Genomic DNA, 13975 nt, shown 5'->3' on the forward strand with positions numbered 1-13975 from the left:
TTTCTTTGAATATGTAGCTATAATAGCTACATAATAAAATGAGGACATGTGATGAGAAGGACATGAGTGTTTGGTTACGGTATACAGAGAGGAAAGATAATGCTGAGAGCTTTCCGACACGAACGAAATACTTACCACCTTTGAACACCAATCGTAAAAGCAAACTATTTGTGAGTAATGATTGGCGGAAAAAACCGTTAATTGAATCCAAAGTCATGAATGAAATAACTATTCATGAAAACTAGGGTGGAACCACGTGTATAAACTCGTCCCTTTGCCAGGGGCGGGTTTTTTGTTTTTCCAAAAATGTCCTCAATTAGAAAAAAGGAGTGCAGTCATATGTCGGATCAATTGAAAATTACGTTTCCTGATGGTTCTGTAAAGGAATTTCCTAAGCAGACAACAACCGAAGATATTGCCGCTTCGATTAGTCCAAGTTTGAAAAAGAAAGCTCTTGCCGGCAAATGGAATGGAACAGTAATCGATTTGAAAACACCCATCGAAGAGGATGGTACGATAGAAATTATTACACCAGGAAGTCCAGAAGCATTAGAAATATTACGGCATAGTACAGCGCATCTTATGGCCCAAGCGGTAAAACGTCTTTACCCAGATGCAAAGTTTGGCGTAGGGCCTGTGATTGAAGACGGCTTTTACTATGATATGGATTTGGAACATGCGATTACGCCTGATGATCTTCCTGTCATTGAGAAAGAAATGAAGAAGATCATTAGTGAAAATATCGAGATCATTCGTAAGGAAGTTTCTCGCGCGGAAGCAAAGGAAATTTTTGCGAATGATGAATATAAACTAGAATTAATCGATGCGATTCCAGAGGATGAAACAGTCACTGTCTATGAGCAGGGAGATTTTATTGACCTTTGCCGTGGGGTCCATGTGCCGTCTACTGGCAAAATCAAGGAGTTTCAATTGCTTAGTATTGCAGGTGCCTATTGGCGTGGAAACAGCGATAATAAAATGTTGCAACGCGTGTATGGAACAGCCTTTTTTAAAAAGGATGATTTAAAACAATACTTGAAATTCCGCGAAGAAGCGAAGGAACGGGATCATCGTAAAATTGGGAAGGAATTAAGTCTGTTTACCAATTCACAGAAAGTTGGACAAGGTCTCCCGCTCTGGTTACCAAAAGGGGCCACTATCCGTCGCATTATTGAACGATATATAGTTGATAAAGAAGTATCATTAGGCTATGACCATGTCTATACGCCTGTATTAGGCAGTCTGGATCTGTATAAAACTAGTGGTCATCTAGATCATTATCATGATGACATGTTCCCGATTATGGATATGGATAATGAACAGCTCGTGCTTCGTCCTATGAATTGTCCACATCATATGATGGTGTATAAAAATGACATCCATAGTTATCGGGAATTGCCGATTCGCATTGCTGAGCTCGGTACAATGCATCGTTATGAAATGTCTGGCGCTTTATCAGGCTTGCAGCGGGTTCGCGGGATGACGTTGAATGATGCGCATATTTTTGTCCGTCCTGACCAAATCAAAGAGGAATTTATTCGTGTTGTGCAACTGATTGAAGAGGTGTATAAGGATTTCGATTTAACCGATTATAGCTTCCGTTTATCGTATCGGGATCCTGAAGATAAGGAGAAATATTTTGATGATGATGAAATGTGGAATAAAGCGCAAAGCATGTTGAAAGAGGCGATGGATGAACTTAGTGTGGACTATTATGAAGCTGATGGAGAAGCAGCCTTTTACGGTCCAAAACTAGATGTTCAAGTGAAAACGGCGCTTGGAAAGGAAGAAACCCTTTCGACCGTACAATTGGACTTCTTGTTGCCGGAAAAATTTGATCTCACTTATGTAGGAGAAGATGGGAAACAACATCGTCCTGTGGTGATCCACCGTGGGGTTGTATCGACAATGGAACGTTTTGTTGCATTTCTGATTGAAGAATATAAAGGGGCTTTCCCGACATGGCTTGCACCTGTTCAAGTTGCCGTTATTCCTGTTTCACCTGAAGCGCATTTTGATTATGCCAAGCAAGTAGTGGATGACTTGAAAAAATCAGGTTTCCGTGTCGAACTCGATCAACGTGATGAAAAAATGGGCTATAAGATTCGCGAAGCGCAAATACAAAAAATCCCATATATGCTTGTTGTGGGAGAGAATGAAATTAAAGAACAAGCTGTCAATGTAAGGAAATATGGTGAGAAAAAATCAGAAACCGTTCCGTTCGCAACTTTTTTAGGAGCTTTAAAAGAAGAGGTTGACATTATTTAAAGAGGTGTGGGTGCTTTGCGCCCATGCTTTTTTTGTCGGTGTGAAAATGGTCCTATAGCCGTGTTCATAAGGCCCGAAATAAGGTAGATGTTGCGAAAATGGTCTCATAGCCGTGTTTAAAACGCCCAAAATGAGGTAGGTGGTGTGAAAATGGCCCGATAGCCAGGATCAAAACGCCTAAAATGGGGTAGACGTTGTAAAATTGGTCCGATAGCCGTGTTCAAAACGCCCAAAATGAGGTAGGTGGTGTAAAATAGGTCCCATAGCCGGGTTTATAACGCCCAAAAAGGGGTAGTCGTTGCGGAATTGGTTTCATAGCTGGGTTCATAACGCCCAAAATGGGGTAGGAAGTCCGAAATTGGTTCCATAGCCGTGTTCAAAACGCCCAAAATCGTATAACATTGGTAAGCCGGTTAGCATAGGCGTGATCATAAAGCCTCAAGACCTGTGACCATCTCACATATGTAAAACTTTTGGAAATTTTTTATAAAAACTTTTTTAGAAAGAATATCCATTGATAATCCAGTGTGACATGCTATAATAACAATATTCGACAACAATACAGCTCACTCATATAATAGCGGGAATAGGGCCTGCAAGTTTCTACCGATTTACCGTAAATAAATCGACTATGGGTGCAAGGTGTTAAAGAAAACGTAAGCCATCCGGCATGTTTTCTTTTTCCTTTTGAGATATGAAAACTCGAAGGCTTTGCTCCCATTTATGATAGGGATCCTAAGTCTTGGAGTTTTTTTAATAGGTAAGAAATCAAAAATTGGCTAATGTTTGGATCTAGCTCCAGGCGCCATTGGCTCGAGGTCAAATAACCTGGACAATAAAAGTCAAAACCGGACTTTTCTTGTCTCAGAACATTTGCTTGTCGACGATTACGGGCGCCTTGCGCTTTTCTTAATATTACTATGAAAATACGAAAGGGGACATCATTGTGCAGGCATTAAAGGATAAAATTAAGGGAGAAGGGAAGGTATTATCAGATACCGTATTAAAGGTGGATTCCTTTCTCAATCATCAAATTGACCCACAGCTTATGAAAGAAATTGGGCAGGAATTTGCCGATCTTTTTCAAAAGGCTGAGGTAACGAAAATCGTCACCATTGAGTCCTCAGGAATTGCTCCTGCAACAATGGCCGGGTTGATTATGGATATTCCAGTTGTATTTGCACGGAAACGCAAATCTTTAACATTATCAAAAAATCTTTATACAGCCCGTGTTCATTCTTTTACCAAAAACGAGACAAATGAAATTTCCGTATCAGGCGATTTTATCCAACCTAATGATGTTGTCTTAATTATCGATGATTTTTTGGCGAATGGACAAGCCGTTTTAGGATTAATTGATATTATTAAGCAGGCTGGTGCCGATCTAGCAGGTGTGGGGATTGTGATTGAAAAAGGGTTCCAGTCTGGTGGAGAACTGTTACGGGAACAGGGCATTCGCGTTGAATCACTGGCGATCGTATCATCTCTCCAAAACGGGGAAGTCGTTTTTGCTAAAGGGGAGCAAACCGAATGAAAAAGACCTTGAAGTCGACAACTTTAGGAATTCAACATTTACTAGCGATGTATGCTGGGGCGATTATCGTTCCGTTGACAATTGGAAAAGCCCTCCAATTCGATCATGTACAATTAACCTATCTTGTGTCCATCGATATTCTCATGTGCGGAATTGCCACCATTCTTCAATTATTTAGCAATCGCTTTGTCGGGATAGGGCTGCCCGTTGTGCTTGGTTGTACGTTTACGGCTGTTGCACCAATCATTAAGATTGGCGAGGAATACGGGGTATCAGCTATTTATGGATCGATTATCGCATCTGGATTCATAATAGTTTTGATTGCTGGTTTTTTTGGAAAATTGGTCAAGTTTTTTCCGCCAGTTGTAACAGGATCGGTGGTAACAATTATTGGGATTACCCTTATTCCTGTGGCCATCCATAACATGGGTGGGGGACAAGGGGCTGAAGATTTTGGTTCTCTTTCTAATATTGCATTAGCTTTTGGAACCTTATTTGTGATCATCTTGATTTATCGTTTTTCTACAGGATTTATACGAGCGATCTCCATTCTATTAGGCCTAGGAGTCGGAACAATTGCAGCCATATTTATGGGAAAGGTGAGCTTTACACCCGTAGAGAATGCATCTGTTTTTCATATGGTCCAACCCTTTTATTTTGGATACCCGACCTTTGAGTGGTCCGCCATTTTGACGATGACGATTGTAGCCATGGTATCACTTGTGGAGTCGACCGGAGTGTATTTTGCCCTCGGTGATATATGTGAACGAAAATTAACACAAAAAGATTTGGCCAAAGGTTATCGGGCAGAAGGGTTAGCCTCTGTTATTGGTGGATTATTCAACGCTTTTCCTTACACGACTTTTTCACAAAATGTGGGGCTCATCCAAATGTCTGGCATTCGCTCTCGGAAAATCATTTTTATTACGGGAGCCATGTTGATTCTGTTAGGGTTTCTACCAAAGTTAGCCGCTATCACAACAATTATTCCGGATTCAGTCTTAGGTGGGGCGATGATTGCAATGTTTGGAATGGTGGTTTCCCAAGGGATTAAAATGTTAGGCAAAATCATTACGGATTCTCAAGAGAATTCGATGATCATTGCTTGCTCTGTTGGAATTGGTCTTGGTGTGACAGTGGTTCCTGATTTATTTTCCGCTCTTCCAGCAGGCTTACAAATTATCACAAGTAATGGGATTGTAGCGGGTAGTTTAACAGCGATAACGCTGAATATTATTTTCAATATGCTACCATCGAGGAAAAAAAGAGAAACAGTTGTCGCTTCAAAACAAAGTGCATAGGTTGGAAGGTCGAACTCGGTTGAAGAAGCCGAGTTCTGCCTATATAGTTACATATTCAAGGAAAATCGGTATGGGGAATCCGTAACTTGGATCGAGATGATGAAGAACTTGTTGACTGCTGCTGAACGTTTAACCTCGCCTTCTGTTGAAAGTGAACAATCGCTTTGTAACAAAACAAACATCTTATATAATATATTTAGTAATCAGGGCGTAATCACCCGTTAATCTTCATTTGGTAATCTTGACTATAGATTAAAAAACTTCGAAGGGGTTACTAAATGAACATAAAAGCTTTAGTTTGTAAATTATTAAAGAAACATAAATATAACTACTTTACGGATAAATGTGTTAGATGTGGAAAAATAAGGAAAACACATTAAGATCAAAACCTGACGTATCAGTAATAATGATGTCAGGTTTTTTAATGGTCATTTCCTATGCTTTTTCAGCTGTCCCAACCTAAATCATCCATCATATTAAATTATAACTGATTTTTCCCTTGTTGACTTGGTCAGTTATATGATTTAATCATTTGTAAAGTGTTTATAAAAATGAAGGAAAAAGAGTGGATACAAAAGTCAATTGCAAACGCCCTCATTATTAGTGTAATACTATTTTTGAGGGGATCGTCTTGACTATATTTTGATAGAATGATAGAAAAATGGGGGATGAATGATTGTCAAAGTTATTTGATAAATTTAGAGCTGTACGTAACCCAATCAAGAGTTTTTTGGAGGTTTTCAATTATTTTAAGAGTGTTCTATGGCAAGCTTCGAAGCCATGGACGATGATTTTATTTATGTTAAACCTCTGTGGAGGATTGACGCTTGCAGCTGAATTGTGGGCGATGACGACTTTGATTAATCGGTTAATCGAACAAACTCCCTTTCAGTCTGATTTTCGCCAGGTGATTCTGTCCTTGTTGCCTTGGGTGCTTATTTTTATAGGGGCGATGTTCATCAAACATACAACGAACGCAATTCAACCTTATATCTCGAAACAATTACAGGAAAAAACATCGAGTATCCTAAATAATCATATTTTTGAAAAGGCGGTCGCATTAGATTTACGTTCATTTGAATCAGAGAAATATTATAATCAATTGGAAAATGCGAAAAGGGCGACGAATAATCAATTAACCTCTGCGATCGAAGGTATTGGTTTTTTATTAGGGCATCTTGTGGAACTGATCGTGATTATCTTCGCTATTTACAAAGTTGGTGTGGTGCCTGCCTTATTACTAGTGATCGGTTCGGTTCCATTAATTATCACCAATATTCAAGCAAATCGAGAATTTGTTCGGGTAAATTATCAGCAATCTCCCTTGAAAAGGAAATTTCAATATTGGCTTAATTTGTCAACCTCACGTGCAACCGCAGCTGAATTGCGCTTGTTTGAACTCGGTTCTTTTTTTCTAAAAAAATGGAAGGAGGTTAGCGATCAACTAATTGGGGAATTGCTTCAGGCACGAAAACAAACAGCTTTCAAAAGCATAAAAGGTACAATTCTTTTAATTATGATCTTATCCATGATGATTATCGCCACTGTCTATTCAACTATGAATGGAAACATTACTGTTGGTGCATTTGTCGCTTTTATATATATGTTGAATCGCTATCAGCAAGCGATGCAGCTAATCTCCTACTATGGAGAAATGCTGTCCGATTTTTTCTTTCAATTTCAGTATGTACCGAAATTTTTACAGGACGGAATAGAAGAGCGATCTTCAGGGAACAAGGCTCCAGCAATCATCCGAGAAGGCATTGTATTTGAAAATGTTCATTTTTCTTATCCAGGCAGTTCAAAACCTGCTTTGAAAAATATTCACTTACATATCGCGGTAGGGGAGAAAGTAGCGATTGTTGGCGAGAATGGGGCCGGAAAAAGCACATTGGCTTTACTGCTTCTAGGGTTATATGAGCCAACAAAAGGCAGAATTCTTGTCGATGGGATGGACTTAAAAGACATCCATCCAGCGATATGGAGAAAAAAAGCAGCCGCGGTGTTTCAAAATTTTGTCAAGTATCAATTGAGTGCGCAGGAAAATATCGCTTTTGGTGATATGAATCATTTTACAGATGCAGAAAAATTACATCATTCTGCTCAGCAGAGCGGAATAGATCAAGTGCTTTCTCAACTTCCCTATGGCTATCAAACATTATTGGGAAGAGAATATGAAAATTCTAAAGACTTATCGGGCGGCGAATGGCAGAAGGTTGCGATTGCTAGAGCGTACTTTAAAGAGGCGGATATTTTAGTGTTGGATGAACCAACGGCTGCATTGGACGCTCAATCCGAATATGAAGTGTATAAACAATTCAGTCAAGTAGCTGCCGGGAAGACAACGATGTTGATCTCGCATCGTTTAGGATCAGCAAAACTAGCGGATAAAATTATCCATTTACAAGCTGGAGAGCTTGTAGAAACAGGGAATCATGAGGAACTTATTGCTCGTCAAGGCCTTTATGCTGACTTATATCGGCAGCAAGCGGGATGGTATCAGCATCGGGAGGAGGAAAAGGATGTCACATTCGAACGATAAAGGTTGGAAAAATTCATGGAAGCGGTGGCATTATTTGCTTAAATTATTCAAGCTTTTGATTTCAACTGCGCCAAAGGAAGTAATTTTCATCATGTTTATGACCATATTGATGGGAATGATCCCCCTCCTATCGATTTATGCTTTGCAACATTTGGTCAATGCGATCACAGAATTAGGAGGACGTACCTCTTCTGGAGTTCCTCCCGAGATTTCCTTTTGGGTGGCACTCTTTATTCTTGCTCTTATTTTGCAATTTGCTGGCAATATCTTCGGATCAATGGTGAGGGATCATATGCAAGAGCGTATAAAAGTTGACATTCAAGGATTCATCATTGAGAAAACGCATCATCTATCATTGGCACAATTTGAAAATCCTGAGTTTTATGATCAATTACAGCGTGCGAATAAAGGGTTGGAATCAAGATTATTTTCGACGATGGCCTTTATCTTTAGAAGTATAAGTGATTTTATCACGCTTGTTTCCTTATTGCTCTATTTAGGCTTCATTCATTGGGGTATCCCTCTGATTCTATTGATTGGCAGTACGATTTTTTCGCTTGTCCAAGTACGATTATTTACGGAACAATATATTCTCGAGCGCAAGCAAACAACAGATATGCGGAAGTTACATTATTTTGAAAGATTATTGACAGCACGGGAAGCGGCGCGGGAAATACGTTTATTCGGTTTAGGGGATCATATAAGAAGGAAATGGAAAACGTTGAATGAAAAACTGATCACTGACCGAATTCAGTTAGCGCGGAGGGAGAGCCGCCTAGAATTGATTAGTTCTAATGGGAATACGATCACCTTTACAATCGTTTTAACGGGTGTTGTCTATATTGCAACAGTAGGTTTACTTTCTGTTGGACAATACGCCGCTTTTATTCAAGCCGTCATCCAGTTCCAAGAAAAGTTGACTAATTTTTTCTGGTCGATGGCACTGGTTCATAATGATTTAAGATATATGAAAGATTTTTTTGATTATCTGGAATTACCGGAGGAACAGAATCAGGGTGTTAGTTTTACGGCAGGGCAATTAACGAAGGGCATCGAGTGCAAGGAAATGAGCTTTGCCTATCCGGGTGTACAGGAGCCTATTTTTCAAAATATTGATTTGCATATCAAACCTGGTGAACGAATTGCGTTGGTCGGTAATAACGGCTCGGGGAAAACAACATTAATAAAATTACTACTTGGTTTGTACAAACCGACCAATGGAAAAATTTCTGTTGAAGGAATGGATTTAGAAGAGACGGATATAGCCTCCTGGAGAAAAAAATGCACAGCCATTTTTCAAGACTTCCATAAATATCATATGACGGTCAAGGATAATATTGCAATTGGTCAGGTTGGAAAAATGGATAATGATAAAGAAATAACAAGAGCGGCGATTGCCTCTGGTGCGGATGAAATGATTAAGGAATTGCCCAAAGGATATGAGACCTTTCTAGGAAAGGAATTTGATGGGCAGGAGCTTTCCCAAGGCCAATGGCAAAAGGTAGCCATTGCGCGCGCCTATATTCGTGATGCGGAATTACTTATTTTAGATGAACCAACAGCTTCCCTGGATCCGCAGGCAGAGGTGGAAGTCTATAAACAATTTAAGGAGATTGCTCAAGACAAAACCACGATCTTTATTTCGCATCGATTAGGAATATGTAAGCTAGTCGATCGGATTATTGTATTGCATAATGGCGGCATTGCGGAACAGGGAACCCATGAACAACTCATGCAAGCAAACGGGCATTATGCCCATATGTATCGTCTGCAAGCGCAGTGGTATGCGTAGAATAAAGAGGAGGAGAATTGAATGTTGGATTTTCTTAGATTGGATGAAGCCCATCTAGAGGTTTTGGACGAATGGTTTAAGGATGAAGAGGTATTGCTTCGATTAGGTGGTATCTTGCCGTTAAGCAATTGGTTTCAATATGTGCAGAAAAGCCCTTATTATTGGGCATGGCTTGTCCAGGAACAAGGTAGGCCTGTCGGGGCAATCTGGATGGAAAAGGACATTGATTTCTTAACCTCAATAGCCTTATTAACCCATCCCCAATTAAGAAATCAGGGATATGGCACGAAAATGCTACAAACATTACTGAAAAGGCCGGAGATATCACGAGCACAAAAAATTGAAGTGGGAATTGAACCTGATAATCTCGCAAGTCTAAGCTGTTTCAGAAAAGCGGGATTTAATGAGACAGGTTTTGATAAAGATGGGTTTAGGATTTTGACGTTAGAACTTTGAATGCAAATTAAGGATATTGAGATTATGAAAGAACTTGCAATCGAACAACTTGAGAAAATTTTAAATGAAAAAATCAACCAACGTGAATTCATTTATCCATATGATAATGGTAGGATCATCGAAAAACAAGATTCTTATAAAATATGATCGTTAACCCAAGAATTGTCTTTGATCCAAAGAATCGAAATATATTCCAGGTTTTTGAACTTTCCTCTCCACTAATGTCGGGCACAATACCTTGTCTGAGTGCCCGATATACATTTTTTTCGTGATTAGATACGATATATTCGTAAAGATGTCCCCATAGAAGTTTCGCTCTCCTTTAAACCTACCAAAGTTAAACCCAAAAACATTAAATGTATTTTCTGAAATTGCATCACGATAATCGATAATACCAAAGGGAACCTATCGGGTTCTTCTATTAAAATAGTTTCTCACTAAAAAAGGAGTACCATCAATAATGTCGAAAGAATAACTAACAAAATGATTGCAGAATATGTTTAGAATAGTAATCGTATGAGCATAAGGGTACTTGGAATGAGACTTAAGGAACGACGAATAGTTTAGTTCAAAATAGCATTTTATAAAATTAAGCCCCTTGTTTTGTTCATAAAATGCTATTAGTAATCAATTGAAAGGGGGAAAATGGTGAGAGTTAGCGGCATATTGAATTATTTTAATACCATCAAAAATAAAATTTTTACTGTTACTTTATTATTGCTTTTCCTGTTTACTATTACGAGTTTACTATTATTTCATTATTTTTCTAAAATGTATGAGGAACGTATTTACGCTGAATCCGCTGAAAGTCTCCATTTGTGGTCAACTGTTTTAGATAAAGAGTTCGAAAAGGTTGATAAATTGTCCTTTCAGATTAGTACGGATCGTTTTATTCAAGCGTATTTACAAACCATCAAGTCAGATCAACTTGATTATCAAGGATATAAAACAAAAATGTTGCTAACGGAGCGCCTAGTTGCCTATGCCAATATGGAACGGTATATAACCTCGGTTCAGGTCACTGATTATTATTCTGATCATTATATTGGGGGATATGATCCCGAATTTAAAGGGGATTTTAAAGAATATACAGATATTTATCCATACAAAGGAGCTAATGTCTGGGCCAGTCTTAGGCAGAATAGTTTGCTTTCAGCTAGGCAAATTCGGAGAACAGAGAACCTTGGACTAGATCATCTCGGAATTCTCGGAATCACTATTGATATGAATAGTTTGCTTAAGCAATTTTTAAATGAGCCTCGTGACAGGAGCATTGTGATTGCAAACAAAAATGATATTCTTTATATGGATAAAGCAGTTGAAAGCGCTATTTTAAATGTTATTCACCAAGAGGCAAGTGGTTTAAATCGCGGCTATCAGATTAGTAAAATGAAAGGGAAAAAGTATTTTATCACTTTTCAGACATCGGATTATTCCCATCTTACCTATTATAATATTCTTCCATACGACAATATTGCTGAGAAGACTAAGGTCATGACCCATCTAATGTTTATGTTTATTATATTAATGATTTTATTGACCGTTTATGTGAGTAGAAGATCAGCAAAGGCTATTTCAAAACCAATAGAGGCATTAACGGAAAAAATGAAACAAGTTCAGAATGGTCGATTTGAAGATGTATCTTTTGAAAATGAAGGCTTTCAAAACGATGAAATCGGACAAATGCAAAAGAATTTCAAATTAATGCTTGAGAAGATCAATGAGCTTATTAAGGAAAATTATCAAAAGCAATTAATTATAAAGGAGACACAATATAAAGCACTCCAAGCTCAGATTAATCCTCATTTTTTATATAACACGCTAGATTCAATTAATTGGCTTGCTAGAGTGAACAAATTGGAAAAGATATCAAACTTAGCAGAAGCATTAGGCAATATGATGCGTAACATTATTAGCAAAAAGGCTCCGTTAATCACTATTGAAGAAGAATTCGATATTATCCATGACTATATTACGATCCAGAAATATCGTTATCAAAATAGACTGCATTTTACAATTAATGAAATAGAGGGCATAAAAAAATATAGTATTCCGAAACTAACGATCCAGCCGATTGTAGAGAATGCCATCCAACATGGTTTAGAGGAGATTGTTTCCAAGTGTGAGATTGAAATAGATTATCGAATGGAGGGTGATAAGCTTTATTTAATTGTGTCTGATAATGGCCCTGGAATGGAAGAGGAAACTATTCAATCTATTTTCGAGGGCAGGATTAAGTCAAGAAGCACTGGCATTGGACTTCATAATATTAATGAACGAATTAAATTAATGTTTGGTTCTCAATATGGTATTCACATCGAAAGTAAAAAAGGAGCAGAAACGAGAGTGATCGTCATGTTACCTTTTATGACGAGGTGAAAGATATGTATAAGGTTTTATTAGTCGATGACGAAATTAATATATTACAAGGAATTGCCCTTTTAGTAAATTGGGAAAAATATGGTACGAAACTTATAGCAGAGGCATACCACGGAAAGATGGCTCTTGATTTTGTAGAAAAGGAAGTTCCCGATATCGTCATTACAGATATCAAAATGCCTGGAATGAATGGGATTGAGTTGATTGGAAAAATTCATGCAGCTTACCCTCAAGTAAAATTTATCATTTTATCTGGCTATGATGAATTTGAATTTGCGAAAACAGCGATGGCATACGGTGTAAAGCATTATCTATTAAAACCTAGCAATGAAATGAAAATTGAACAGGCGCTTCTTGAGGTAGTTGAGGAGGTCGATGAACAAAATCGTACACAGCAATTCATCTCAACAATGGATCAAAAAATAAAAAAGATGATTCCAGGTGCAAAAGAGCAATTCCTAAAAGAATATATGACCAATAAAAATTATGGGGCACAGGAATGGGAGCGTTTCGAAAAGTTTTTTGCTGTAGATATACCTTCTTCGTCATTACGATTGCTCATTTTTATGATTGAAAAGGAAAATGGCTATGAACCTATATATGCCTTAAAGAACATGATGTTAGAGGAAATGAAAAAGGATCGGAATATATTATTAGATACAGTGATTGATGAGAGAATTGTTATGTTAGTAAAAGATGAAAAAGTGGAAAATTTTATCGAGACGATAAAAAGGGTTCAGAAAAAATTTATTCAAGCTTTTCAGGTTTCGTTTATAACGGCGATAAGTGGTCCGGGTAATCAACAGGAAATAAGAGATTTATATAATGAAGCTTTAGATTGTTTATCTGAACGTTTTTACTTAGGTGAGGGGAGTATCATTACCAAAAAGGAATGGAAGTCTAAAAGGAGCAATGAAGAAAACTTTCATTATGATCATGAAAAAGTAATTCTTTCCATTCGAAATGGAGATTTGATTGGGATTCGCCATTACTTAGAGAAATTTTTTGTGTGTTTAAAAAAGGATGGTTACAACGAGACTGTTGTGAAGACTCATAGTTTGGATTTATTAATGTCCATCATTAGACAGGCTAGTAAAGATCACAGAAAATTATTATTTAAACAGATTATCCAATTTTTAGAATTACCCACATTTAAACAGGTAAAAGAGTATATTGTGACCGTTGCGGAAGATGTGGTTAAGCTTCATTACACAGATACGAAGAAGATACAGAGCCATGTTATAAGGCAGGTTATAGAATATGTAGACGAACATTTAGATGACGAAGGGCTGTCTATAACGAAAATTGCAAATGATATCGTATACTTGAATCCAGACTATCTCGGAAAATTATTTAAAAAGGAGGTAGGTGAAAAATTTTCTAATTTCTTAATAGAGCAGCGTGTCAAAAAAGCAATTGAATTATTGGAGCAACCAAAGGAAATGAAAATGTTTGAAATAGCGGAAATTGTTGGTTTTGGCAGTAATCCTCGCTATTTTAGCCAAGTTTTTAAAAAACAAACAGGATTTACACCAACTGAATATAAAATACATTATGGACTTATCAATCGGGAATAAGGGTGAAAAAATGCCCTTCTTTCCTTTTTTAGGATAAGTCTATTTTTTATACATCAATATCTGTATTTTTTATTTTTTTAGGTGACTAAATAATCTATAGTAGTTACAAATAGTAAACGTTTTCAA

Annotated in this window: 9 protein-coding genes, 1 riboswitch and 1 other annotated feature; all 9 genes read left to right on the forward strand. The window is 37.6% G+C overall.

Annotated elements, in window-relative coordinates; translation table 11 throughout:
• Nucleotides 1-42 precede the first annotated feature (42 nt).
• Nucleotides 43-277, forward strand: a binding site (T-box leader).
• Between the two features lie 62 nt (nt 278-339).
• Nucleotides 340-2268, forward strand: coding sequence for a threonine--tRNA ligase (gene thrS, locus MUB24_RS02320; RefSeq protein WP_244700706.1), 1929 nt, complete (start codon nt 340-342; stop codon nt 2266-2268).
• Between the two features lie 550 nt (nt 2269-2818).
• Nucleotides 2819-2920: riboswitch (purine riboswitch) on the forward strand.
• A 294-nt stretch (nt 2921-3214) separates the two neighbouring features.
• Nucleotides 3215-3802, forward strand: coding sequence for a xanthine phosphoribosyltransferase (locus MUB24_RS02325; RefSeq protein WP_244700709.1), 588 nt, complete (start codon nt 3215-3217; stop codon nt 3800-3802).
• Nucleotides 3799-5103, forward strand: coding sequence for a nucleobase:cation symporter-2 family protein (locus MUB24_RS02330; RefSeq protein ID WP_244700712.1), 1305 nt, complete (start codon nt 3799-3801; stop codon nt 5101-5103). The genes MUB24_RS02325 and MUB24_RS02330 overlap by 4 nt, the downstream gene beginning before the upstream one ends.
• Nucleotides 5104-5779: 676 nt before the next feature.
• Nucleotides 5780-7645, forward strand: coding sequence for an ABC transporter ATP-binding protein (locus tag MUB24_RS02335; RefSeq protein WP_244700715.1), 1866 nt, complete (start codon nt 5780-5782; stop codon nt 7643-7645).
• Complete coding sequence (locus MUB24_RS02340; RefSeq protein WP_244700716.1) at nt 7626-9437, forward strand: ABC transporter ATP-binding protein; 1812 nt, start codon at nt 7626-7628, stop codon at nt 9435-9437. The genes MUB24_RS02335 and MUB24_RS02340 overlap by 20 nt, the downstream gene beginning before the upstream one ends.
• A gap of 21 nt (nt 9438-9458) precedes the next feature.
• Nucleotides 9459-9893, forward strand: coding sequence for a GNAT family N-acetyltransferase (locus MUB24_RS02345; RefSeq protein ID WP_244700718.1), 435 nt, complete (start codon nt 9459-9461; stop codon nt 9891-9893).
• 24 nt (nt 9894-9917) lie between these two features.
• A complete protein-coding gene (locus MUB24_RS23150; protein ID WP_280516843.1) occupies nt 9918-10040 on the forward strand; it encodes a hypothetical protein in 123 nt (40 codons plus the stop codon).
• Between the two features lie 501 nt (nt 10041-10541).
• Complete coding sequence (locus tag MUB24_RS23420; protein WP_244700720.1) at nt 10542-12272, forward strand: sensor histidine kinase; 1731 nt, start codon at nt 10542-10544, stop codon at nt 12270-12272.
• 5 nt (nt 12273-12277) lie between these two features.
• Nucleotides 12278-13849, forward strand: a complete 1572-nt coding sequence (locus MUB24_RS02355; RefSeq protein ID WP_244700722.1) for a response regulator transcription factor — start codon at nt 12278-12280, stop codon at nt 13847-13849.
• The last annotated feature ends 126 nt before the right edge of the window (nt 13850-13975 follow it).

It is taken from the genome of Lederbergia sp. NSJ-179, assembly GCF_022867885.1.
GTDB lineage: Bacteria > Bacillota > Bacilli > Bacillales > Bacillaceae_C > Lederbergia.

Coding starts and splice junctions, on each gene's coding strand:
- thrS (WP_244700706.1), top strand. CDS start 340: ATGTCGGATCAATTGAAAATTACGTTTCCTGATGGTTCTGTAAAGGAA.
- MUB24_RS02330 (WP_244700712.1), top strand. CDS start 3,799: ATGAAAAAGACCTTGAAGTCGACAACTTTAGGAATTCAACATTTACTA.
- MUB24_RS02340 (WP_244700716.1), top strand. CDS start 7,626: ATGTCACATTCGAACGATAAAGGTTGGAAAAATTCATGGAAGCGGTGG.
- MUB24_RS02345 (WP_244700718.1), top strand. CDS start 9,459: ATGTTGGATTTTCTTAGATTGGATGAAGCCCATCTAGAGGTTTTGGAC.
- MUB24_RS23150 (WP_280516843.1), top strand. CDS start 9,918: ATGAAAGAACTTGCAATCGAACAACTTGAGAAAATTTTAAATGAAAAA.
- MUB24_RS02355 (WP_244700722.1), top strand. CDS start 12,278: ATGTATAAGGTTTTATTAGTCGATGACGAAATTAATATATTACAAGGA.